Origin of the sequence: Nocardioides sp. GCM10027114, assembly GCF_042659625.1 — a bacterium.
Taxonomy (GTDB): domain Bacteria; phylum Actinomycetota; class Actinomycetes; order Propionibacteriales; family Nocardioidaceae; genus Nocardioides.
In genome coordinates, this window is the sequence record NZ_JBHSSS010000019.1 from 262,099 (window position 1) to 284,491 (window position 22,393).

A 22,393-nucleotide genomic window follows, 5' to 3' on the forward strand; every position below is an offset into this window, starting at 1 on the left:
CGTCCCAGTCTGCCCACGCGTCGGTGTCGATCGCCGTCCCGGGAGAATGGCGGCATGTCACCGACCTTCACCCGCTTCGTGGCACTCGGCGACTCCTTCACCGAGGGGGTGGGGGACCACGAGCCGGACCGCCCCAACGGCGTCCGCGGCTGGGCCGACCGGGTGGCCGAGGTCCTCGCCGGTCGGGACGCGGACTTCCGCTACGCCAACCTCGCCATCCGGGGCCGCAAGCTCGACCAGGTGCTGGCAGAGCAGGTCGAGCCCGCGCTCGCGCTGCGGCCCGACCTCGTCACGGTCTACGCCGGCGGCAACGACATCCTGCGTCCCAAGGTCGACATCGACGGCCTGGTCGCGCGGTACGGCGAGGCAGTCGGCCGGCTCGCCGCCAGCGGTGCGCGGGTCGTCCTCTTCACGGGCTTCGACCTCGGCTTCGCGCCGGTCTTCCGTCACCTGCGCGGCCGGGTGGCGACGTACAACGAGCTGGTGCGCGAGGTCGCCGACGAGCACGGCGCGACCCTGGTCGACTACTGGCGGCTGCGCGAGTTCCGCGACCCGCGGCTCTGGGACGTGGACCGGTTGCACATGTCGACCGCCGGGCACCAGCGGATGGCGATCGCCGTGCTCGACACGCTCGGCGTCCCGCACGACCTGGAGGAGCCGCGCCTCGAGCCGCTCCCCGAGATGGACCGGCGCCAGCAGCGGGCCGCCCACCTCGCCTGGGCCAGGACGCACGCCGCGCCGTGGGTCCGGCGCCGGCTCACCGGCACCTCCTCCGGGGACGGGCTGGTGCCGCGCCGCCCGACGCTCGAGCCGGTCGACGTCATGGCGCGCCGCGGCCACTAGGCTTCCCGCATGGGCAAGCAGGAAGACTTCGTGCTTCGGGCGCTCGAGGAGCGCGACGTCCGGTTCGTCCGACTCTGGTTCACCGACGTGCTCGGGTTCCTCAAGTCGGTGGCGGTCGCCCCGGCGGAGCTCGAGGGCGCCTTCACCGAGGGCATCGGCTTCGACGGCTCCGCGATCGAGGGGTTCGCCCGGGTCTACGAGGCCGACATGCTGGCGAAGCCCGACCCGTCGACGTTCCAGATCCTGCCGTGGCGCGGTGAGGGGCCGTCGACGGCGCGGATGTTCTGCGACATCGTCATGCCCGACGGGTCGCCGTCGTACGCCGACCCGCGCTACGTCCTCAAGCGGACCCTCGCCGCGGCCGCCGACAAGGGCTTCACCTTCTACACCCACCCCGAGATCGAGTTCTACCTCTTCAAGAACACCCCGGAGGCGGGGGAGGAGCCGGTCCCGGTCGACCGCAGCGGCTTCTTCGACCACACCGCGCAGTCGATGGGCGCCGACTTCCGTCGTGAGGCGATCACGATGCTGGAGTCGATGGGGATCTCGGTGGAGTTCTCCCACCACGAGGGCGGCCCGGGGCAGCAGGAGATCGACCTGCGCTACGCCGACGCGCTCTCCACGGCCGACAACATCATGACCTTCCGCACCGTCATCCGGGAGGTGGCGCTCAGCCAGGGCATCTGGGCCTCGTTCATGCCGAAGCCCTTCACGACCCACCCCGGCTCGGGCATGCACACCCACGTCTCGCTCTTCGAGGGCGACCGCAACGCGTTCTTCGAGGCCGGCGCCGAGTACCAGCTCTCCAAGACCGGCCGCCAGTTCATCGCCGGCATCCTCCACCACGCCAGCGAGATCTCCGTGGTGACCAACCAGTGGGTCAACAGTTACAAGCGGCTGCAGGGCGGCGGCGAGGCGCCGCCGTACATCTGCTGGGGCCACAACAACCGCTCCGCGATGGTGCGGGTGCCGATGTACAAGCCCAACAAGGGCCAGTCCACGCGCATCGAGCTGCGCACACTCGACGCCGCCTGCAACCCCTACCTCGCGTTCGCGGTGATCCTCGCCGCCGGCATGAAGGGCATCGACGAGGGCTACGACCTGCCGCGCGAGGCCGAGGACGACATGTGGTCGCTGACCGAGCGCGAGCGCAAGAGCCTCGGCATCCAGCCGCTGCCCAAGAGCCTCTACGAGGCCATCGGCGTCGCCGAGTCCAGCGAGCTGCTCGCCGAGGCGCTCGGCGAGCACGTCTTCGACTTCTTCCTGCGCAACAAGCGCGCCGAGTGGGACGAGTACCGCGTCCAGGTCTCCGCCTTCGAGCGCGACCGGATGCTGCCGGTCGTCTGAGGTGACGATGAAGGAGGTCGCCGTCTACAGCCCCGCCCGCGCCCGCCAGCTGCGGGTGCTGCTGTGGGCCGCGGTGGTGGTCGGTGCCGTGCTCACCGCCCTGATGGCCTTCGTGCTCGTGGCCGGCGACGCGGCGCGCTACGCCCTCGTGGTCGGTGTGCCGTCGCTGCTGCTCGTCGCGGGCGCGGCGAACGGGCTGCGGGCGATGGCCGAGCGGGGCTTCGCGGCCCGGCGCTGGTCGGTCCTGACGGGCGCCGTGCTGGTGGTGCTCGGCCTCTTCCTGACGTCGGTCGCCCTGGGTGTGCTGCCCTCGATCCTGGGCGTGCTGCTGCTCCTGATGGCGCTGCTTCCGGACGTCGGCGACCAGGGCGGGAAGTAGGGGCCGGCCGTGACCGATCCGAAGGCTCCCGTCGTGCTGGTCGTCGAGCACGAGCCCGCCTGCCCGCCCGCCCACTTCGGCACCTGGCTCGAGGAGGCGGGCGCCGTCGTCGCGGTCGCGCGGCCGTGGGCCGGCGAGGAGGTCCCCGCACTGGCGGCGTACGACGCGCTGCTGGTGATGGGCGGCTCGATGGGCGCCAATGACGACGACACCACGCCGTGGCTCGGTGCGGTCAAGGAGCGGGTCCGCGAGGCAGCCGCGATCGGCCTGCCGACGCTGGGGATCTGCCTGGGCCACCAGCTCGTCGCGGTGGCGCTGGGCGGCAGCTCCGAGCGCAACGCCGCCGGCCAGCAGGTCGGCCTGTACGACGTGGGGTGGACCGACGCGGCCACGGACGACGACCTGGTGAGCGCGGTGACCGGCCGGCGCCGCAGCGTCCAGTGGAACAGCGACGTGGTGACCGAGCTGCCCGAGGGGGCGGTGGTCCTGGCGGCGACAGCGGAGGGCGAGCTGCAGGCGGCTCGGTTCGGCGAGCGGGTCTGGGGCGTGCAGTTCCACCCCGAGGTCGACGAGCCGCTGGTCAGGTCGTGGGCGGCCGGCGACCGCGACGACCACCTCGAGAAGGGCATCGACCAGGAGGCCGTCCTGGCGGAGATCGACACGGCGCGCGGGGAGCTGGACGAGGCCTGGCGGCCGCTCGCCTCGCGGTTCGCCGAGATCGCGCGCCGGGCCCGATGACCCGGCCGGCCACCGGCAAGGGCCACCTGCTGCGGCTCGGGTTCACCGACGCCGACGGGGCGCTCCGGCGGCTGCCCTCGCTCGGCGACGCCGCCGACCCGCTGCTGGCGCTGCTCGGCCGCACCGCCGATCCCGACCTGGCGCTGGCCGGCCTCGACCGGCTGGTCGAGGCGCTCGACGACCCGGCGCCGCTGCTCGCCGCGCTGACCGACGACGAGGGCACCGCCATGCGGCTGCTGGGCGTCCTCGGGGCCAGCGTCGCCCTCGCCGACCACCTCGTGCGCCACCCCGGCCACTGGCGCGAGCTGACCGACCCGAGCCTCGGCTCCACCCGGCCGGCCGCCTTCGCGGTGCGGGCCGCACTGCTCCGGGCCGTGGGTGCCGAGCCCGACGACCTGTGCCCGGTGGCGGGCTCCGGCGGCACCGACGCCCTCGATGCGCTGCGCGTCGAGTACCGCCGGCTGCTGCTGCGGCTGGCCTCGCGCGACCTGACCCACCACGTCGGCGTCGACGACGTCGCGGCCGAGCTGTCCGACCTCGCCGCCGGCACCCTCGAGGCGGCGCTGGCCATCGCCCGCGCCCGGGTGGGGGAGCCGGCCGCGACGGCGCGGCTGGCGGTCATCGCCATGGGCAAGTGCGGGGGCCACGAGCTCAACTACGTCTCCGACGTCGACGTCGTCTTCGTCTTCGAGCCGGCCGGTGACGCCGACGAGGGTGCGGCGTTCAAGGTCGCGTCGCAGCTGGCTGGCCACCTCATGCAGGCCTGCTCCGAGCACACCGCCGAGGGCACGATCTGGCCGGTCGACGCCGCGCTCCGGCCCGAGGGCAAGGCCGGCCCGCTGGTGCGCACCCTCGCCAGCCACCGCGGCTACTACGAGCGGTGGGCAAAGACCTGGGAGTTCCAGGCGCTGCTCAAGGCCCGGCCGGTCGCCGGCGACGCCGCGCTGGGCCGCGAGTACGCCGCCATGGTCCACGACCTGGTGTGGAAGGCGGCCGAGCGCGAGGGTTTCGTCGAGGACGTGCAGGCGATGCGGCGCCGCGTCCTGGACCACATCCCCGCCCACGAGGCGGCCCGCCAGCTCAAGCTCGGGCCGGGCGGCCTGCGCGACGTGGAGTTCGCTGTCCAGCTGCTGCAGCTCGTCCACGGCCGCGCCGACGAGCGGCTGCGGCCGTCGACGACGCTGTCGGCGCTCCACGAGCTGACCCGCGGCGGCTACGTCGGCCGCCCCGACGGGGAGGCGCTCCACGAGGCCTACGCCTTCCTCCGGACCCTCGAGCACCGCATCCAGCTCCACCAGCTCCGTCGTACCCACGTGGTGCCGGAGGACGAGGCGGCGCTGCGCCGCCTCGGCCGGTCGCTCGGCTTCGCCAAGGAGCCGGTCACCGAGCTCGACAAGGTGTGGCAGCACCACCGCCGCGAGGTGCGCCGGCTGCACGAGAAGCTGTTCTACCGGCCGTTGCTGACCGCGGTCGCCCGGATCCCCGGCGCCGAGGCGCGGCTGTCGCTGGAGGCCGCGGAGGCGCGGCTCGCGGCGCTCGGCTACCTCGACCCGCAGGGCGCGCTGCGCCACCTCGAGGCGCTGTCCAGCGGGGTCTCCCGGTCCGCCCGGATCCAGCGCACCCTGCTGCCGGTGATGCTCGAGTGGTTCGCCGACGCGCCCGACCCGGACGCGGGGCTCTTCGGGTTCCGGCGGATCTCGGAGTCGCTCGGCGACACCCACTGGTACCTCCAGACGCTGCGCGACGAGGGCGAGGTCGCCGAGCGGCTCGCCAAGGTGCTGGCCACCTCGCGCTACGCGACCGACCTGCTCGAGCGGGAGCCGCAGGGCGTCAGGATGCTCGGCGAGGACTTCACCCCCCTGACGGGCGAGGCCCTCTCGGCCGAGATGCTGGCGACCGCCCGGCGCCAGGAGGGGCCCGAGGACGGGGTCCGCGCGGTGCGGGCGATCCGGCGCCGCGAGCTGTTCCGGATCGCGGTCGGCGACCTGCTGGGGGACACCGACGTCGCCGACGTCGGCGCCGCCCTCTCCCGCCTCACCGACGCCACCCTCGAGGCGACGCTCGAGCTGGCCGGGCGGGCGGTGCGCGCGCAGCGGGGCCTCGACGAGGCGCCGACCCGGATGGCGGTCGTCGCGATGGGCCGGTACGGCGGCTTCGAGCTGTCCTACGGGAGCGACGCCGACGTGATGTTCGTGCACGAGCCGGTGCCGGGCGCCGACGGCCAGGAGGCGACGGCGTACGCGCAGTCGGTGGCCAACGAGCTGCGCAGGCTGCTCCTGCTCCCGGCCAGCGACCCGCCGCTCGAGGTCGACGCCGACCTGCGGCCGGAGGGCAAGCAGGGCCCGCTGGTGCGGACCCTGGACTCCTATGCCGCCTACTACGCGAAGTGGTCGAAGGTCTGGGAGGCGCAGGCGCTGCTGCGCGCCGACGCCGCGGTGGGTGACGAGGACCTGCGGCGGCGGTTCACCGAGATGGTCGACCCGCTGCGCTACCCGTCCGGCGGGCTGGGTCGCGACGACGTCATCGAGGTGCGGCGCATCAAGGCACGCGTCGACGACGAGCGGCTGCCCCGGGGCGCCGACCCGGCGACCCACCTCAAGCTGGGCCGCGGCGGCCTCGCCGACATCGAGTGGACCATCCAGCTGCTGCAGCTGCGCCACGCCCACGAGGTGCCCGGGCTGCGCACGCCGCGCACCCTCGACGCGCTGCGCGCCGCGGAGGAGGCGGGGCTCGTCGAGGGCGACGACGCCGAGTGGCTGGGGCACGCCTGGCGAACGGTGAGCCGGATCCGCAACGCCGTCACGCTGGTGCGCGGCAAGCCCGGCGACCACCTGCCGCGCGACGCGCGGGAGAAGGCGGCCGTCGCCTCCGTGATGGGCTACCCGCCAGGCGCCTCCGACGAGCTGGTCAACGACTACATGCGCCACTCCCGGCACACCCGGGCGGTCGTCGACCGGGTGTTCTGGGAGAGCTGAGACTCAGCTGCCGCCAGGACCGTCCGAGAGGGCGCGGTCGAGCCGGTCGCGGGTGTGGCCCAGTGCGGCCTCGACCCCCGGGACCAGCGCCTGGGCGCGGGCGACGTCCTCAGCACGGCAGGCGGCCTCGACGCCCCGGCACGCCTCGGCGAGCAGCGCGGAGCCGACCGCGAGGGCGCTGCCGCGCAGCGCATGCGCCTCCTCGCGAGACCCCTCGGGATCCCCGGCCGCCAGACCGCGGCGCAGCCGGGCGAGCCGCTGCCGGGCGTCGAGGTGGAAGTCCTCGACGAAGGAGGCGAACTCCGCGTCGCCCAGCGTAGTGCGCAGCTCGCGCAGCTGCGCCTGCTCGTCGGTCTCGCTCATGGCCACTCACCCCGTCGCACTGCCGCCGTCCCCCCTGGCCGACGGTCCTCATCATGACCCGAGCGGGCCCCGGTTCGCGGGACCTGTCCAGTCGTGCCGTCAGACCGGTAACGCCGGGACGCCGGACGGGTGACGGTCAGGGAGCGCACAACCCGGGGTGACGCGCCGGGCGTCGGCTCGTTGAGAGGCCGTGACAGGATCCGGGATCGTGGAGCCGACTGCGAGGGGTGCGCTGCTGTGGTCGCGCGCCGTGCTCGTGGCCCTGGTCGCGCTCGTCACCGGCGCTGTCGGCCACGTCTCCGCCGAGGGGCTGCTGCCGTCGTTCCCCGCGCTGCTGGGCCTGCTCGCCGCAGGCGCGATCCTCGCGGCCCCGGCGCTGACCCGCCCGGCCACGACCCGCCGCCTCGTCCTGCTGCTGATGGGAGGGCAGGCGCTGGTCCACCTCGCGCTCTCGGCCGCCGCCGGGCACCGGGGCGACCCGGCCGGCGGCAACGCCGGGTCGGCTGGTGGAGCCGGCCACGCCCACGCGGTCCTGCCGGTCGAGGACGGCCGCCGGGTCGGGTCGCTGCTCGACTCCTACCGGGCCGCGGGCCATGCCCCGGCCGACGTCGAGCCGACGCTGCCGGTCGGGGGCCTGCTCGCCGAGGTCGCCGCGCACGCCCCGATGACGGCCGCCCACCTCGCGGCCGCGGCTGCGGTCGGCGTCTGGCTGGGTGTGGGGGAGCGGAGTCTCTGGACCCTGCTCGCGCTCGCCCGCCGCAGCCTGCTCGCCCCGCTGCTCGCCGCGGTCGCCGTTCTGGCGACCCTCCGCCTGCCTGTCCGGATCCCGGTCTCCGCCCCTCCGGACGGCACGCCGCCCCCGCCTCGCTCCTCCCTCCTGCTCGCCGCGACGCTCAGCCGACGCGGTCCGCCGGCGCTCCTCGCCGCCTGACCACCCACGCGTCCCGCCTGCGCAGCCCTGCGCGCGGGGTCGCGCCGTACCGGTGCGCCGGCTGCTGCCGCGCACCGTCACCTCGAGGAGCCATCCCGCATGACCGACGTCCGTGCGCCCGAGCGCGCACCCCACACCGAGCCCGCCCCCGGAGCCGGCCGGCCGCGGCCGGGCCTGTTCCGCGCCGTCTGGCGCTGGCACTTCTACGCCAGCTTCCTGGTGGTGCCGATCCTGCTCGTGCTCGCGAGCACCGGCCTGATCTACCTGTTCCGCTTCCAGCTCGAGCCGCTGCTCAACGCCGACCTGATGAAGGTCGAGCAGCCGGAGAGCGTGATCGCCCAGCCGTACGCCGCGCAGCTGGCCGCGGTCGAGCGCACGTACCCCGACAACGAGGTCGTCTCGATGACCGAGCCGTCCGGGCCCGACCGCAGCACGGTCTTCTCGACCGTGGCGCCCGACGGCTCCGCCGAGGACGTCTACGTGAGCCCCTACGGCGCCGAGGTGCTCGGCTCGCTCGACCCCGACCGGACGCTGTCGGGGTACGCCGTGCGGCTGCACGGCGAGCTGATGGCCGGCCCGTGGGGCGACTACCTCATCGAGCTCGCCGCCTGCTGGGCGATCGTGATGGCGCTCAGCGGCTACTACCTGTTCGTGCGCGGCTGGCGGGCGCGCCGCAAGGCGCTGTCGCGCGGGACGTCCGGGGCGCGGCTCCGGCACCGGCACGGCCTGGTGGGGGCCGTGGTCGGCGTCGGCCTGCTCTTCCTGCTGGTCTCGGGGCTGCCGTGGACCGGCTTCTGGGGCGCGAAGGTGCAGGAGCTCGCCACCGAGCGCGGCTCCTCGATGTGGAGCACCGACCCGGGAGCGATCTCCGACCCGACCTCGTCGCTCGACGAGTCGCTGCCGCACAGCCACCGGCACGAGGTGCCGTGGGGGATGGCCGAGTCGGAGGTGCCGAGGTCGGAGAAGGGCGACGGCACCGACCCGGACAGCATCGCCAACATCGACACGGCCATCACCGTCGCCGACCGGGAGGGGCTGCGGCACCCGATGACCGTCGCGCTGCCGGCCGACGAGGCGGGGGTGTTCTCCGTCATCGGCTACGCCTTCGACGCCCCGTCCGACGAGCGGACCGTGCACGTCGGCCAGTACGGCGGCGAGGTGGTCGCGACGTACGGCTTCGACGACTACCCGCTGCTCGCGAAGGTGGTCTCGCAGGGCATCGGGCTGCACGAGGGGCGCAGCCTGGGGCTCTGGTCGTTCTGGGGCTCGGCGCTGATGTGCGCGGCCGTGATCTTCTCCTGCGTCTCGGGGCCGCTGATGTGGTGGCGGCGACGGCCGCGCGGCGCGGGAACGATGGCCGCACCGCGGGGCCGGATGCCGCTGCGGACCACGCCGGCCCTCGTGGTCGGCCTGGTCGCGCTTGGGGTCTTCCTGCCGTTCTTCGGGGCGTCCCTGCTGCTGGTCCTGCTGCTCGACCAGCTCGTGCTGCGGCGGGTGCCGGCGACGGCGCGCTTCTTCGGGACGACGTGAGTCCCACGGTCGCGGGCCGATGGTGCTCGGCCCGCGACCGCTGACTTGAGCATTTCTTGTGGGTCCCCTGCGGACGGATTGGGACTCTCCTTGAGCAGGCGCGGTCACAGTCCTCTCATCAACCACTGGACCAGCCGACCCGAGGAGAGCCGGTCCCCGCACGAAGGACCTGCCATGTTCACTCTCACTCGCAGCACCGCCACCAAGATCTTCGCCTCCGTCGCACTGGTCGGGGGCGCCGCCTCCGTGGCCGGACTCGGCACCTTCGGTGCCTTCACGTCCACCACCGCTGTCAACGGGACCGTCACCAACGGCAAGGTCGTGCTGAGCGCGGCCGCCGGACCGGTCCGCGGCATCGACATCGCCGCCACCGACGTGGTCCCGGGCGACACCGTGCAGCGCTCGGTGACCCTGACCCGGAGCAGCGACACCTCGGCGTTCGGCTCTGTCGCGCTGACCACCAGCGGCAGCGTCAGCAACCTGCTCACGACCGACACGACGAACGGGCTGCAGCTCAAGATCGACCAGTGCTCGGTCGCCTGGGCGAAGGCACCCACGACGAACGACCTGACGTGTGCCGGCACCACGACCGCGGTCATCGCGCAGCGGCCGGTCATCGGGACGGGGTTGGACCTCGGCGCCGCCACCACCACGCTCAACGCCGCCGGCGCCGTCTCCTACCTGAGGGTGACGCTGACCCTGCCCAGCGCGGCCGGCAACACCCTGCAGGGGCTGGGCAACACCATTGGCTTCACGTTCGACGCGACCCAGCGCGCCGCCGAGGCCCGCTGACCCGTACGGACGATGCCGGCCCCGGTCAGTGGCCGGGGCCGGCACCCGCCGACCTCTTCCAGGAGCTCGCCATGCGCACCCGGTCCGCATCTGCCCCCTCTGCTCCCGCCTCCCGGCCCCGTGGGCTCGTCCGGCTGGCCGGGGCCGTGATCAACCTGCTGCTGCTCGCCAGCGCGGTTGTCTTCGCGGCGCTGGCCGTCGGACCTCACCTCTTCGACTACCGAACGGCCACGATGCTGACGGGTTCGATGTCTCCGGTGATCAACGCCGGGGACATCGTCGTGACCGTGCCGCGGCCGGCATCGGCTGTCGAGGTCGGCGACGTCATCACGTACCAGATCCCGGTCGAGGACCGTCGGGTCGAGACCCACCGGGTGATCGAGGTCCGGGAACGGCCGAACGGTTCGGTGGCCGTGGTGACCAAGGGAGACGCCAACCCCACGCGCGACCCCTGGGTGGCCGAGATCGCGGACGACACGGTGTGGGAGGTGGTGGCCGTGGTGCCGGCGGTGGGGCACGCGATCGGGGTGCTTCGCACGCCCGTCCTCCGCCAGGTCCTGCTCTGGAGCGCCGTGATCGGTGCCGTGGGCCTGGGACTGGCCGCGATCTGGCGCCCCGCGACCCGTGCGGGGGACGAGCCGGCGAGAGGCACGGTCCTCGACGTGGCGGCGCTGGCCGAGCTGAGCCCGCCGGGTGACGACACCGTCGTCGACCTCGGGCGTCGGTTCGCCGGTCGCTTCCACGAGCTGCTGCCCGGGCGCGTACGACGCATCGAGGCCGCGCTCGGGGTAGGTGACGTCGAGGAGGGGCTTGAGGCCGCCCTCAGTCTCAAGGTCTCGTCCATGACGGCCGGTGCCTACGAGCTCGCGGTCACGGCCCTGCGCGTCGAGAAGTGCCTGCGCGCCGAGGACCTCGAGGGCGCCCGGGAGACGCTGCCGCAGCTCCGCCCGGCCGCGGCCAGGCTCGGTCACGCCCTGACGGCGTATCTGGCGGCCTGACTCAGACGGTCTCCATGCGGTAGCCGACGCCGCGCACCGTGCGGATGTGGCGGCCGGCGCCGAGCTTGCGGCGCAGGTTGCCCATATGGACCTCGACCAGATGGGTGTCCGTGGCCCAGGAGGTGCCCCAGATGTTGCGCAGCAGCGTTTCGCGCGGCCAGACCCGTGCGGGACTGCGCATCAGCTGGGTGAGGAGATCGAACTCGGTACGGGTGAGGTCGAGCTCCGTGCTGTCGAGGAAGGCCCGTCGGCCGTCGACGTCGATCCGGAGGGTCCCGTGGACGAGGACCTCGTGTCCGTTCGCCGTGGGCTCGCCACCGTGGTCCTCACGGACGGCGTGCCGCGGCCTGCGGAACATCGCGTTGACGCGGGCCCGCAGCTCTCGGACCGACACCGGCTTGACGAGGTAGTCGTCGGCGCCGGTCTCCAGCCCCATCAGCCGGTCCACCTCGTCGTCGCGACCGGTCACCATGATGAGGTAGGCGTCGGTGATCTCCCGGATCCGTCGACAGACCTCGATCCCGTCGATGCCGGGCAGGCCGAGGTCGAGGGTGACCAGGTCGGGCTGCACCGTCCGGACCGCCTCCAGGCCGGCCAGGCCGGAGTCGGCCACCACCACGTCGAAGCCGTGACTGGTCAGCGCCAGCTCCAGTAGGTCCCGGATGTCCTGGTCGTCCTCGATGACGAGCGCCCTGCGTTCCCCCGGGCCCGAGCCGCTGCTCATGGCCGGATGATGGCATTTCTTGAGGAGAAATTGGGGAAAGCGACGGGTGCCCGTTGATCGTGGCCCGCGAGGCTGGTCGCCGGAGAGTGCCCGTCCCCAACCGTGGAGGTGACCGATGGCCGTGTCGATGCCCTCCCGTCGCTCGGTGGCGCGCGTCCTCGTGCCGCTGACGGGCGTGCTCGCCGCCGTGGCCGTTCCCGTGGTGGCCGGGGCAGCCTTCACCTCCCAGGGCCGTCAGGACATGAGCGTCGCCACCGCCCAGATGCAGGCCCCGACCGCGGTGACCGGGACCTGGCGGTGCAGGTCCGCTTCGCAGAACCGGGAGAGGTTCGAGGTCACGGTCACGGGCTTCACCGACACCGGGCCGGTCGGGGCGACCTACCGCTACAGCATCGCGAGGGCGGCCACGACGGTCGCGACCCAGACGAGCACGGCGAAGTCGATCAGCTTCGACTCCGGCGACCTCACCGACGACGGGACGGCCACCGTGTGGACGCTGTCCATCCAGTCGACGCTCGCCGCCTGGACGGGGCCGCTCTACACCCGCGCCGTCACGTGCCCGAAGACCGGAACCCCGAACGGCACCCTGTGAGGGTCACATCTCCTGGTGGGTGTCGGGGTCCCCACCGAACAGCCGGCCGTCGGGACGCGCCAGCCCGCTGATCGCGGCGACCTCGTCGTCGGAGAGCTCGAAGCCGAAGACGTCGAGGTTGCTGCGCATCCGCTCCGGGTCCGCCGACTTCGGGATGGGCAGGCTGCCGAGCTGGAGGTGCCAGCGCAGGATCACCTGCGCCGGCGTCACACCGTGGCGCTCGGCGGCGTCCGCGACCGGCGGCTCGCCGAACGGCGCCTGCCGCTTGCCCAGCGGGCTCCACGCCTCGGTGCGGATGCCGAGCCGCTCGTGCACCGCGCGCATCTCCGGCTGCGGGAAGTGGGGGTGGAGCTCGATCTGGTTGACGACCGGCGTGACCCCGGTGGCGTCGATGATCCGCGTCAGGTGCTCCTCGGTGAAGTTGGAGACGCCCACCGAGGCGATGAGCCCCTCCTTCTGGAGGTCGACCAGGGCGCGCCAGGCTTCGACGTACTGCCCGACCCTGGGGTTGGGCCAGTGGATGAGGTGCAGGTCGAGGTGGTCCAGCCCCAGGCGCTCGAGGGAGGCGTGGACGCTGGCCACGGCGTCGTCGTACCCGTGGTCCCGCCCCGGCAGCTTCGAGGTCACGAAGAGCTCGGCGCGGGCGACGCCGGACTGGCGGATGCCCTCGCCCACGGCGGCCTCGTTGTCGTAGTTCACCGCGGTGTCGATGAGCCGGTAGCCGGCGGCGATCGCGTCGCGGACGGCGCGGACGCACTCCTCGCCCTGCATCGGGTAGGTGCCGAAGCCGACCTGCGGGATCGTTCGGCCGTCGAGGAGGCGGTGGGTGGGGACGTGCGTCGCGGTCATGCTCGCCATCCTGTCAGCCGGCCCCGTGAACCGGCCGTCACCCGGCGTCGAGCGGGAAGTGGGCGTTGCCCTCGACCAGCACGACGTCGTCCGAGGTGAGGATCCGTCGGTTGCCCAGGCGTGCCGAGGCGCGGCGGGCACGCCGTGCCGGGCCGAGCAGCCCGGTGGAGAGGAGGACCAGCCCGGCGATGAGCAGCAGGGCCACCAGCAGGGTCCAGTCGAAGCCGCTCATGCCGACCCCCGCACCGCCTCGGCGGTGGTGGTGCGCACGTCGACCTCCGCGTGGAGGGTCCGGTGCACGGGGCACCGGTCGGCGATCTCGAGGAGCCGCTCGCGCTGCTCGTGGTCGAGGGCGCCGGTGATCTCGACGACCCGGTCGATGCGGTCCAGCCGGCCGGACTTCGTCTCGCAGGTCTCGCAGTCCTCGGCGTGGATCCGGGAGTGGCGCAGCGCCACGCTGACGCGTTCGAGGGGCCAGCCCTTGCGGTCGGCGTACATCCGCAGCGTCATCGAGGTGCAGGCGCCGAGCCCGGCGAGCACGAGGTCGTAGGGGGACGGGCCGCTGTCGTGGCCGACGGGGGCCGGCTCGTCGGCGAGCAGCGCGTGCTTGCCGACGGTGACGTCCTGGCCGTAGGGTCCGCGGCCGTTCTCGGCCACGGTGACCACGCCCTGGTCCGCCTCGGAGGCGGGCTTCGCCGGCGGCTCGGCGGCGGGCTCCTCGGGCTGGTCGGGCAGGTAGCGGCTGGCCCAGGCGGCGAGCACGGCGGCGGCGAAGCGCGCATCGGCGGGACGGGTGAGGAGGTGGTCCGCGCCGTCCAGCGAGACGAACGACTTCGGGTGCCGCGCGGCGTCGTAGATCCTGCGGGCGTTCTCGATGCCGACCGTCTCGTCGGTGGGTGAGTGCATGACCAGCAGGGCGGTGTCGAGCCGGGCGATCCGCTCGGCCTGTGGCTGGTCGTTGATGTCCTTGAGGAACTGGCTGCGGATCCGGAAGCGACGCTCGGCCAGGCAGACCTCGGCCTCGCCGGTCTCCCGGATCGCGTCGAGGCTGTCGGCGAGGAGGTGCTCGAGGTGCTCGGTGCCGGCCGGGGCGCCGACGGTGGCGACCGCTCGCACCTCGGGGATCCGCTCGGTCGCGGCCAGGACCGCCGCCCCGCCCAGGGAGTGGCCGATCAGGACCGAGGGGGCCCGGTGCTGCTCGCGCAGGTAGTCGGCCGCGTGGACGAGGTCGTCGACGTTCGACGTGAAGTTGGTGCTGGCGAAGTCGCCGCCGGACCCGCCGAGCCCGGTGAAGTCGAAGCGCAGCACGGCGAAGCCGAACCGGGCCAGCTCCTTCGCGATCCGCGAGGCCGCGAGCACGTCCTTGCTGCAGGTGAAGCAGTGGGCGAAGAGCGCGAAGGCCCGCGGCTCCTCGTAGGGGAGGTCCAGTCGGCCCGCGAGCCGGGCGTCGTGACCGCCGGGAAAGGTGACCTGCTCGCTGGGCATGGGACCGGCTCCTCTCGCGCCGCGGCTGTGCGGGGAACCCGGTGGGTGCCCCCGGGAATTCCCTGGGATTCCCTTCCTCATGCCTACACCCTCGGGGGAACCCGCCCTAGACGCGGCGGAACTGGCCGCGGTACGCCGACGGCGAGATGCCGACGAGCTGGCGGAAGTGGTGCCGCAGCAGCGCGTCGCTGCCGAAGCCGACGGCGCGCGCGAGCTCCTCGACCGACAGGGCGGTGCTCTCGAGCAGCTCCTGGGCGCGGGCGACGCGCCGGTGCGTCAGCCAGGTCATCGGCGAGGTGCCGACCTCGGCCCGGAACCGGCGGGTCAGGGTCCGGGGGGACAGGTGTGCCCGCGCCGCGAGCGAGGCGACGGTGTGGCCCTCGGCGAGGTGCTCTTCCACCCACGCGAGCAGCGGCTGCAGGCTGTCGGCGCCGTCGTCTCCGTGGAAGGGGACCTCGATGTACTGCAGCTGGCCGCCGTCGCGGTGCGGCGGCACGACCATCCGGCGGGCGATCCGGTTGGCGACGGCGGGACCGTGCTCCTGGCGCACGAGCTGGAGGCAGGCGTCGATGCCCGCGGCGGTGCCGGCGCTGGTGATCACCCGTCCCTCGAAGCGGTAGAGGGAGTCGGGGTCCACGCCGACGGCGGGATAGGTGTCGCGCAGGGACGCGGCGTACCGCCAGTGCGTGGCGGCGACCCGGCCGTCGAGCGCGCCCGACTCCGCGAGGGTGAACGCTCCGGTGCACATGGCCAGCACCCAGGCGCCCCGGTCGACGGCCCGTCGGAGCGCCGCCGTCACGGCGGGGGAGGCGCCGGTGGGCATGGGGCCCGAGGGGACGGCGACGAGGTCGGCGTCGTCGCAGGCGGCGAGGCCATGCGGGGTGGTGACGCTGAGGGCGCCGGAGGCCGGCAGCGGCTCGTCAGGCCGTTCGGTGCAGACGGCGAAGTCGAACGCGGGCACGCCGTCGGCGGTGCGGTCGATGCCGAACACCTCGTGGAGGACGCCGAGCTCGAACGGCGCCACCGGCGGCTGGAGCACGACCGCGACGGAGGTGAGGGCCATGTCGTCAGCGTAGGTGGCGTGATCTTTGCGGACCATGGCTTCCGCGCCACTGGTGGCGCGATATGTACTGACCGCAACATCGTGCCATGACCGTCACCACCACCCGCACCGCTCCGGCGCCCGCGCCCGGACCCGCACCGCACCGCCCGGGCCTCGGCGTCGCCGAGCTCGTCCTCGCCATGGTCCTCTCCGGCACCATCGGCTTCTTCGTCGTCGAGTCGGAGGCGTCGCCGCAGACCGTCGCGTTCGCCCGGTGCCTGGTCGGGGCCGCGGTGCTCGGGCTGTGGTGCCTGGCCCGCGGTCACCTGCGGCACACCGGCCTGACCCGCGCCTCGCTCGGGCTTGTCGTCGCGGGCGGGGTCTTCCTGGTGGCGAACTGGGTGCTGCTGTTCGCGGCGTACGGCCACACCTCGATCGGGGTCGCGACCGTCAGCTACCACGTTCAGCCGTTCCTGGTCGTGCTGCTGGCGCCGCTGCTGCTGCGCGAGGCGCTCGCCTGGCGGCAGCTGGGCTGGGTGGCGCTCGGTTTCGGCGGGCTCGTCCTCATCGCCCAGCCGTGGGCCGAGCCGCTCTCCGGCGGCTACGGCCGCGGCATGCTCGAGGCGGTCGGCGCCGCGGCGCTGTACGCGCTCGCGACGCTGCTGGTGAAGAAGGTGAGCGGCGTCCGCCCGCACGTGATCGCCCTGGTCCAGCTCGCCGTCGGTGCGGTCCTGCTGCTGCCGCTGAGCGACCTGTCGGAGCTGGCGTCGCTGGACGCCGTGCCGTGGCTGGTGACGCTCGGCGTCGTGCACACCGCGGTGATGTACGTGCTCATGTACGACTCGTACCCGCGGCTGCGCACGCCCACCATCGCCTTCCTCGGCTTCGTCTACCCGGTCGTCGCGGTGGCCGTGGACGCGTTGGTCTACGACGAGCTCCTCAGCACGGCGCAGGTCGGCGGAGCGGCACTGATCCTCGGCGCGGCCGTGGGTCGGACGCTGGTGGCGTCACGCGTTCGCTGACCCTCGCCCTCGTTCAGCGGCCGGAGGCGGGTGGGTGGGTGAGCACCCTCATCGCGAGGTCCGTCGTCGCGTGGACACCGAGGTGGCCCACCCCACGCGCCACCCGGTCCACGTCCAGCGGGAGCAGGCCGGGGGACCCCGGGACGTCCGGGGTCAGGCCCAGGTCGACGTCGGTGTGGCCCGACATGATCGACAGATTGAACTCGAAGCGCTCCCGGGCACCGGGTGCGGTCAGCCGCTTGAGCACGCCCGCCCCGATCCGGCGCAGCCCGTGCTCCTCGCAGTAGGAGTCGAGGGTCGCGACCAGGGTGGCGCCGCCGGCGTGGTCGATGTCGGCCCAGACCGCCGTCATCGAGCCCATCTCGCTCAGCAGCACGGGTGCGGTCCGCTCGCCGATCCCGGGCACCCCCGGCAGGTTGTCGCTCGGGTCGCCGCGGAGGGCGGCGTACTCGAGGTAGTGCTCGGCCTCGATGCCGTAGAGGGCGCGCAGCCGGGCGGGGTTGAGCAGCGGGGAGGCCGCGAGCCCGCCGTTGATGAGCCGCAGCACAGACGTGTGGTCGCTGATGTGGGCGAAGGAGTCGCGGTCGGAGGTGACGAGCACGCAGCTCCAGTCCTCGCGCTCGGCCCACGCGGCGGCCGAGGCGTTGACGTCGTCCGCCTCGAGGCCGGACGGGGTGACGGTGCGGAAGCCGAGGGCGTCGAGCATCGCGCCGGCCCGGTCGAGCTGGTCGACGAGGGCGGCGTCCTTCTCCGCCCGGCCGGCCTTGTACTCCGGGAACGCGCTGGCACGGACCGAGTGGGTGCGGTCGTCGAGGCCGAAGACCACGGCGTCGGGGGCGAACGAGTCGATCGCCTCGAGGATCTGGCGCAGCATCCCGTGGAGCGCCCAGGCGGGCCTCCCGCCGCGGTCACGGAGCTCGGTCTCGGCGCGGGCGTGGTGGTTGCGGTGGAGCAGCGAGGGGGCGTCGACTGCCAGGAGCAGCGGGCGGTCGGCGAAGGCGGTCGGCATGGGGCGGACCAGCCTAGGCGTCGGCGGTCTCGTGGTGGTCGGGGAGGGTCTCGGCGGAGACGAGCCAGGGCAGCAGTGCCAGCGCGCTGACCAGCCCGGTGGCGGCGAACGCCCAGCCGAACCCGGCCTGGTCCGCGATCACGCCGATCAGGATCGGGCCGACGATGGCGCCGGCGTCCTGCGCCATCTGGAAGGCGGCCAGCACGCTGCCGCCGCTCCGCTCGTGGCCGACCACGTCGGCGACGGTGGCCTGCTGGCCGGGGTTGACCAGTCCCGCGCCGAGGCCGGAGAACGCCGACAGGGCCAGCAGCACGACCAGGTCGGCGCTGAGCCCGATGAGGCCCAGCCCCACGGCGGTCACGGCGAGCCCGGTGATGACCAGCGGTCGGCGGCCCACCGAGTCGGCGAGCCGGCCGGCGACCTGGAGGGCGGCGGCGGTGCCGACGGCCGCGACTGCCAGCGCGGCGCCCGCGACCCAGGTCCGGTCGTGGACGGCGATGGCGAACTGGGGGAGCACCGCCATGCGCACCCCGAAGTTGGCCCAGCCGTTCGCGAAGGCGGAGGCGAGCGCGGCGCGGTAGGCGGAGTGGCCGAGCGCCTCGCGCAGCAGCATCGGCGGCTGCTGCGGTGCGTCGGCGGAGGGGCGGAGCCGGGCGCCGCTGAGACGGAGGCCGACCACTGCGGCCGCGACGACCAGCGCGAAGGCGTACACGACGAAGGGGAGGCGCAGACCGAACGACGCGAGGAGGCCGCCGAGGACCGGTCCGAGCATGCCGCCGAGGAGGAAGGCGCTCGCGTACGCCGACGAGACCCGGCCCCGGATGCTGGGCGGGGAGAGCCGCACCAGCAGCGCCATCGCGGAGACGGTGAACATGGTCGAGCCGAGGCCGCCGAGCCCGCGCAGGAGCAGCAGCTGCGTGTAGGACTGCGCGAACGCGGTGGCCAGGGAGGACGCGGCGACGACCAGCAGGCCGGTGAGGTAGACGGGGCGCTCGCCCAGCCGCGAGACGAGGGCGCCGCCGGCCGGGGCGAAGACCAGCCGGAAGAACGCGAAGGCGGAGACGACCACCGACGCGGCGGCGACGCCGACGTCGAAGCTGCGGGCGTACGCCGGCAGCACCGGCGCGATCAGGCCGTAGCCGACCGCGATCACGAAGGCCGAGCCGATGAGCACCCAGATCTCGCCCGGGATCGCGGGGCGCGTGCCGCTCGTCCGGCGTACCTGATGGCTCACGAGCAGACCCTACGCAGGGCTGGCACAGTGGCGGCCATGAGGATCCTGCGCACGCCCGACGACCGGTTCCGCGACCTGCCGGACTACCCGTTCGAGCCGCACTGGACGGAGCTGGCCGGCGGGCTGCGGATGCACCACGTCGACGAGGGGCCGGCGGACGCCGACCCGGTGCTGATGCTGCACGGCGAGCCGTCGTGGAGCTACCTCTACCGGCACATGGTCCCGGTCTTCGCCGGTGCCGGGTTCCGGGCGGTCGCGCCGGACCTGATCGGCTTCGGGAAGTCGGACAAACCGTTCGACATCGGGGACTACAGCTACCAGGCGCACATGAACTGGCTGACCGAGTGGCTGCTCGCTCTGGACCTGCGCCGGATCACGCTGGTCTGCCAGGACTGGGGGTCACTGCTCGGGTTGCGGCTCGCCATGGAGCAGCCGGACCGGTTCGACCGGATCCTGGTCGCCAACGGTTTTCTGCCCACGGCCGACCGGCCGGCGCCCAGGGCCTTCCACGTCTGGCGGACCTTCGCGATCCGCACGCCGGTGCTGCCGGTGGGGCGCATCGTGGACGTCGGCGCCGGCCGGCGACTGAGCAAGGCCGAGCGGGCGGCGTACGACGCGCCGTTCCCGGCCGCCGCCTTCAAGGCGGGCGCGCGGGCCTTCCCGGCGCTGGTACCAATCACCCCGGACGACCCGGCAGTGCCGGCCAACCGCGAGGCGTGGCAGCGGCTGGGGGAGTGGGACAAGCCGTTCCTGACGATCTTCGGCGCGGGCGACCCGATCCTCGGCCACGCCGACCGGCCGCTGCAGCGGCACGTCCCCGGCGCGGCCGGGCAGCCGCACGCGCGGGTGCGGGGTGGTCACTTCGTGCAGGAGGACGCGGGCGTGGAGATCGCCGAGCGCGCGGTGGCGTGGATGCGGAGCTGAGCCGGGCTCACTCGCGGGGGACGGGTTCGGGCAGGTCGGCCGGGGTGTGTCGGCAGCCGTTGTGGGTGGGTCGGGGTCTGCCGGGTGGGGTGATGTCGTGGGTGCCGGTGTGGTCGCGGAGGAATTGTTGGCCGTGGGGTTCGGCCCAGAGCCAGACGCCTTGGTCGGGGGTGGTGTAGGTCCAGCCGGCGTGGGTCTTGAGGCGGTGGTGGCGGCGGCACAGGGGTGCGAGGTTGCAGTCGCAGGTGGTGCCGCCTGCTGCGTGGGGGATGGTGTGGTCGTGGTCGCAGCGGTGGGCGGGGCGGGTGCACCAGGGGAAGACGCAGGTGGGGGTGAGCAGGCTGGTGCGGGTCTTGAGGCGGTCGGGGATCTCGTAGGCGTCGACGGCGGCGTGGTCGGTGAGGTCGATGACGGGGACGACGGTGAGGTGGGTGTCGTCGCGGCCGCACCAGGTGCGGATCTGCTGCTCGAGGAGGGGGCGGCCGGTGGTCTGGCAGCGGCCGACGGGGTCGTGTCCGGCGATGGCGTCGGCGGAGAGGTGGACGTAGAGGGTGGTGTGCTTGCGGCGCCGTTTCGGGGTGGGGGTGCGGTCGAGGAGGGCGGCGGCGGCGTAGGGGTCGGCGAGGATGCCGGCGGCGCGGGCGCGGCGGACGTCGAGGGACTCGGGGACCAGCTGGTCGGCCTCGTCGAGGTCGGCGAGGTGGGCGGCGATCTCGGCCAGGGTCTGGTCGAGGTCGTGGAGGTCCTTCCAGTCGGTGCGGATGGTCATCTCGGCGATGCCGGTGTCGTTGATGGAGTCCTCGTGGAGGGTGGCGTGGCGGGAGTCGAGGGCCTCGAGCTGGGCGGCCTCGCGGTCCTCGGGGTGGAGTCGGAGCATGGCCTCGTCGATGAGCCGGTCCAGGACGATGGGGCCGACGGTGTGGGCGATGGGGGCCAGGGCGGTGTCGAGGTGGGTCGCGACGTCGGCGGGCTGGCCGTAGACGGCCTGGGCGATGCGGCGGGCGCGCCAGGCCTCGACCTCGCAGGCGCGGACGCGGGCCCAGACCTTCGGGAGTCGGTGGGCCAGCAGCAGGGCGTCGCGGATCAGGGCGTCGCCGGCGGCGGTGGAGCGGCCGGTCGCGGCGGCGAACGGGGCGGCGGCGTCCCAGGCGATCGCGGGGATCATCGGGTCGGCGTGGTCGTCCTCGACCCAGACCGCGTCGGGGTCGGGGTGGGCGTGCGCCCAGGCCAGGGCGAGCTGGAGCAGCTCGGCTTCGGCGGCGGTCTCGGTGGCCCGGACCTGCCGCACCCGCGCGAACATCGCGGTGGGGGTGTGGTGGTCGACCGGCTCCATGAACCAAGTCTAGTCGAACAACTGTTCGAACGCAAAGGGTTGTCGGCATTGATTCCGGCCGTGGTGTGATGTCGCGGTGACGGGGGACGGTGCACGACTTCTCTATCTGGCGCGGCATGCCGAGCCCATGCCTGACGGTTCTGGGCTCACCGAGCGCGGTGAGCGGCAGGCGGAGCTCCTGGGTCGCCGCCTCGCCGGGCTGCCCGTGGATCGGGTGACTCACGGTCCGCTTCCGCGTGCTCGGGAGACCGCCCGGGTCGTCGCCTCGCAGTTCGCGTCGCCTCCGGCCCTCGACGAGTCAGATCTCGCGGGTGACTACGTGCCTCACGTGCCCGGGCGGGACGAGATCCCCGAGGCGTGGGCCGACACCGTCCTGCCGCTGTTCGCCGACACCTCCGCGGAGGAGGCGGCGCAAGGACGCTCGCTCGGCTCCGAAGCCCTCGCGCGCCTCGCGGGTCCCGCCGTGGACGGCCGGCCGCCGGTCGAGGTCGTGGTCACCCACGCCTTCACGATCGGCTGGCTGGTGCGGGCCGCTCTCCACGCCCCCGACTGGCGGTGGTGGCCGCCGAGCCACTGCCATGCCGCCCTGACGGTCATCAGGTACACGGTGGATGGCCCTCCCGTCGTGATGACGATGAACGACGTGGCACACCTGACGGAGGAGCTGAGGTGGACGGGGTTCCCGGCCGAGCTTCGCGTGTGAGCCGCGTTGTCTTCATGTGCGGCCCATCGGGTGCCGGCAAGTCCACCTACGCGGAGAGTCTGGAGAGCCAGGGAATGGTGCGGCTGTCCTTCGACGTGGAGATGTGGCGTCGAGGGATCTCGGAGGTGCCGCTGCCTCCCGAGCTCCGGTCGGAGATCGAGGCCGACCTGCGGGCGCGGCTGCTGGAGCTGGTCGCGGCCGGCGAAGACGTCGTCCTCGACTTCTCGTTCTGGTCCCGGCGCATGCGTGACGACTACCGCGCCCTGCTGGCGCCGACGGGCGTCGTGCCCGAGACGATCTACCTCGCCACGGACCGCGACACGGTCCTGGAACGCATGAGGGCGAGGCGCGGTGTCCACTCCGATGACTACGTGCTCCCCGAGGACCTCGTCGCACAGTACTTCGATCACTTCGAGCCGCCGACGCCCGACGAGGGCCCCCTGACCGTCGTCGACTAGGTGTGATGCCCAGCCAGGTTGTCCAACCTGGCGATGGGTGAGCGCTTCCCGATGGCCGAGTGGGGCCGGTGGTGGTTGTACTCGTGGATCCATGCTGGCAGGGCCGCGAGCCTGGCTGCCTC

General features: G+C 73.5%; 24 protein-coding genes. 14 read left to right on the forward strand and 10 right to left on the reverse strand.

What is annotated here, in order from left to right:
* The first annotated feature begins 54 nt into the window (after window positions 1-54).
* The 5 genes from ACFP2E_RS09620 to ACFP2E_RS09640 are packed head-to-tail and all read left to right on the forward strand — an operon-like array spanning window position 55 to window position 6,282.
* Window positions 55-843, forward strand: a complete 789-nt coding sequence (locus tag ACFP2E_RS09620) for an SGNH/GDSL hydrolase family protein (RefSeq protein ID WP_378523411.1) — start codon at window positions 55-57, stop codon at window positions 841-843.
* 9 nt (window positions 844-852) lie between these two features.
* A complete protein-coding gene (glnA, locus tag ACFP2E_RS09625; RefSeq protein WP_378523412.1) occupies window positions 853-2,190 on the forward strand; it encodes a type I glutamate--ammonia ligase in 1,338 nt (445 codons plus the stop codon).
* 7 nt (window positions 2,191-2,197) lie between these two features.
* Window positions 2,198-2,569 carry a hypothetical protein gene (locus ACFP2E_RS09630; RefSeq protein WP_378523413.1) on the forward strand — a complete coding sequence of 124 codons (372 nt, stop codon included), beginning with the start codon at window positions 2,198-2,200 and terminating at the stop codon, window positions 2,567-2,569.
* Between the two features lie 9 nt (window positions 2,570-2,578).
* Window positions 2,579-3,307: a type 1 glutamine amidotransferase gene (locus tag ACFP2E_RS09635; protein ID WP_378523414.1), complete on the forward strand. Its 729-nt coding sequence runs from the start codon at window positions 2,579-2,581 to the stop codon at window positions 3,305-3,307.
* Entirely contained in the window at window positions 3,304-6,282 is a 2,979-nt protein-coding gene (locus tag ACFP2E_RS09640) for a bifunctional [glutamine synthetase] adenylyltransferase/[glutamine synthetase]-adenylyl-L-tyrosine phosphorylase (RefSeq protein ID WP_378523415.1), read from the forward strand. Before ACFP2E_RS09635 ends, ACFP2E_RS09640 begins: the two co-directional genes overlap by 4 nt.
* 3 nt (window positions 6,283-6,285) lie before the next feature.
* Here ACFP2E_RS09640 and ACFP2E_RS09645 read toward each other — a convergent pair whose 3' ends face one another.
* Complete coding sequence (locus ACFP2E_RS09645; RefSeq protein WP_378523416.1) at window positions 6,286-6,645, reverse strand: Hpt domain-containing protein; 360 nt, start codon at window positions 6,643-6,645, stop codon at window positions 6,286-6,288.
* Window positions 6,646-6,853: 208 nt separating this feature from the next.
* Between ACFP2E_RS09645 and ACFP2E_RS09650 the strand changes: the two genes are divergently transcribed.
* From ACFP2E_RS09650 to ACFP2E_RS09665, 4 genes are all read left to right on the forward strand, one after another.
* Complete coding sequence (locus ACFP2E_RS09650) at window positions 6,854-7,576, forward strand: hypothetical protein (RefSeq protein ID WP_378523417.1); 723 nt, start codon at window positions 6,854-6,856, stop codon at window positions 7,574-7,576.
* Window positions 7,577-7,675: 99 nt separating this feature from the next.
* A complete protein-coding gene (locus ACFP2E_RS09655; protein WP_378523418.1) occupies window positions 7,676-9,106 on the forward strand; it encodes a PepSY-associated TM helix domain-containing protein in 1,431 nt (476 codons plus the stop codon).
* Window positions 9,107-9,280: 174 nt separating this feature from the next.
* Window positions 9,281-9,898: a TasA family protein gene (locus tag ACFP2E_RS09660; RefSeq protein ID WP_378523419.1), complete on the forward strand. Its 618-nt coding sequence runs from the start codon at window positions 9,281-9,283 to the stop codon at window positions 9,896-9,898.
* 71 nt (window positions 9,899-9,969) lie between these two features.
* Window positions 9,970-10,896 (forward strand): signal peptidase I, encoded by a 927-nt coding sequence (locus ACFP2E_RS09665; protein ID WP_378523420.1) that lies wholly within the window; start codon window positions 9,970-9,972, stop codon window positions 10,894-10,896.
* A 1-nt stretch (window position 10,897) separates the two neighbouring features.
* Here the strand turns inward: ACFP2E_RS09665 and ACFP2E_RS09670 are convergent, their stop codons facing one another.
* On the reverse strand, window positions 10,898-11,620 hold the full coding sequence (locus tag ACFP2E_RS09670; RefSeq protein ID WP_378523421.1) for a response regulator transcription factor: 723 nt from the start codon (window positions 11,618-11,620) through the stop codon (window positions 10,898-10,900).
* Between the two features lie 121 nt (window positions 11,621-11,741).
* On the opposite strand from ACFP2E_RS09670, the gene ACFP2E_RS09675 reads away from it, so the two are divergent.
* Window positions 11,742-12,212, forward strand: a complete 471-nt coding sequence (locus ACFP2E_RS09675; protein ID WP_378523422.1) for a hypothetical protein — start codon at window positions 11,742-11,744, stop codon at window positions 12,210-12,212.
* Window positions 12,213-12,215: 3 nt separating this feature from the next.
* Here ACFP2E_RS09675 and ACFP2E_RS09680 read toward each other — a convergent pair whose 3' ends face one another.
* From ACFP2E_RS09680 to ACFP2E_RS09695, 4 genes are all read right to left on the reverse strand, one after another.
* Complete coding sequence (locus ACFP2E_RS09680; protein WP_378523423.1) at window positions 12,216-13,061, reverse strand: aldo/keto reductase; 846 nt, start codon at window positions 13,059-13,061, stop codon at window positions 12,216-12,218.
* 37 nt (window positions 13,062-13,098) lie between these two features.
* On the reverse strand, window positions 13,099-13,293 hold the full coding sequence (locus ACFP2E_RS09685; RefSeq protein ID WP_378523424.1) for a hypothetical protein: 195 nt from the start codon (window positions 13,291-13,293) through the stop codon (window positions 13,099-13,101).
* Window positions 13,290-14,546: an alpha/beta fold hydrolase gene (locus ACFP2E_RS09690; protein WP_378523425.1), complete on the reverse strand. Its 1,257-nt coding sequence runs from the start codon at window positions 14,544-14,546 to the stop codon at window positions 13,290-13,292. The genes ACFP2E_RS09685 and ACFP2E_RS09690 overlap by 4 nt, the downstream gene beginning before the upstream one ends.
* Window positions 14,547-14,652: 106 nt before the next feature.
* Window positions 14,653-15,609, reverse strand: coding sequence for a GlxA family transcriptional regulator (locus ACFP2E_RS09695; RefSeq protein WP_378523427.1), 957 nt, complete (start codon window positions 15,607-15,609; stop codon window positions 14,653-14,655).
* A gap of 86 nt (window positions 15,610-15,695) precedes the next feature.
* Here ACFP2E_RS09695 and ACFP2E_RS09700 point away from each other — a divergent pair, with 86 nt between their 5' ends.
* Complete coding sequence (locus tag ACFP2E_RS09700) at window positions 15,696-16,610, forward strand: DMT family transporter (protein WP_378523428.1); 915 nt, start codon at window positions 15,696-15,698, stop codon at window positions 16,608-16,610.
* Between the two features lie 13 nt (window positions 16,611-16,623).
* Here ACFP2E_RS09700 and ACFP2E_RS09705 read toward each other — a convergent pair whose 3' ends face one another.
* Together ACFP2E_RS09705 and ACFP2E_RS09710 are read right to left on the reverse strand one after the other, a co-directional pair.
* Window positions 16,624-17,619, reverse strand: a complete 996-nt coding sequence (locus ACFP2E_RS09705) for a 5'-3' exonuclease H3TH domain-containing protein (protein WP_378523429.1) — start codon at window positions 17,617-17,619, stop codon at window positions 16,624-16,626.
* Window positions 17,620-17,632: 13 nt separating this feature from the next.
* On the reverse strand, window positions 17,633-18,853 hold the full coding sequence (locus ACFP2E_RS09710) for an MFS transporter (RefSeq protein ID WP_378523430.1): 1,221 nt from the start codon (window positions 18,851-18,853) through the stop codon (window positions 17,633-17,635).
* A 36-nt stretch (window positions 18,854-18,889) separates the two neighbouring features.
* Between ACFP2E_RS09710 and ACFP2E_RS09715 the strand changes: the two genes are divergently transcribed.
* Window positions 18,890-19,777, forward strand: coding sequence for a haloalkane dehalogenase (locus ACFP2E_RS09715; RefSeq protein WP_378523431.1), 888 nt, complete (start codon window positions 18,890-18,892; stop codon window positions 19,775-19,777).
* Between the two features lie 7 nt (window positions 19,778-19,784).
* Here ACFP2E_RS09715 and ACFP2E_RS09720 read toward each other — a convergent pair whose 3' ends face one another.
* Window positions 19,785-21,110, reverse strand: coding sequence for a hypothetical protein (locus ACFP2E_RS09720; RefSeq protein ID WP_378523432.1), 1,326 nt, complete (start codon window positions 21,108-21,110; stop codon window positions 19,785-19,787).
* A gap of 76 nt (window positions 21,111-21,186) precedes the next feature.
* On the opposite strand from ACFP2E_RS09720, the gene ACFP2E_RS09725 reads away from it, so the two are divergent.
* Together ACFP2E_RS09725 and ACFP2E_RS09730 are read left to right on the forward strand one after the other, a co-directional pair.
* Window positions 21,187-21,813, forward strand: a complete 627-nt coding sequence (locus ACFP2E_RS09725) for a histidine phosphatase family protein (RefSeq protein ID WP_378523433.1) — start codon at window positions 21,187-21,189, stop codon at window positions 21,811-21,813.
* A complete protein-coding gene (locus tag ACFP2E_RS09730; RefSeq protein WP_378523434.1) occupies window positions 21,810-22,271 on the forward strand; it encodes an AAA family ATPase in 462 nt (153 codons plus the stop codon). Before ACFP2E_RS09725 ends, ACFP2E_RS09730 begins: the two co-directional genes overlap by 4 nt.
* Here ACFP2E_RS09730 and ACFP2E_RS09735 read toward each other — a convergent pair.
* A partial coding sequence (locus tag ACFP2E_RS09735) for an integrase core domain-containing protein (RefSeq protein ID WP_378522928.1) occupies window positions 22,268-22,393 on the reverse strand: 126 nt, incomplete at its 5' end. The two genes, ACFP2E_RS09730 and ACFP2E_RS09735, sit on opposite strands and share 4 nt — an antisense overlap.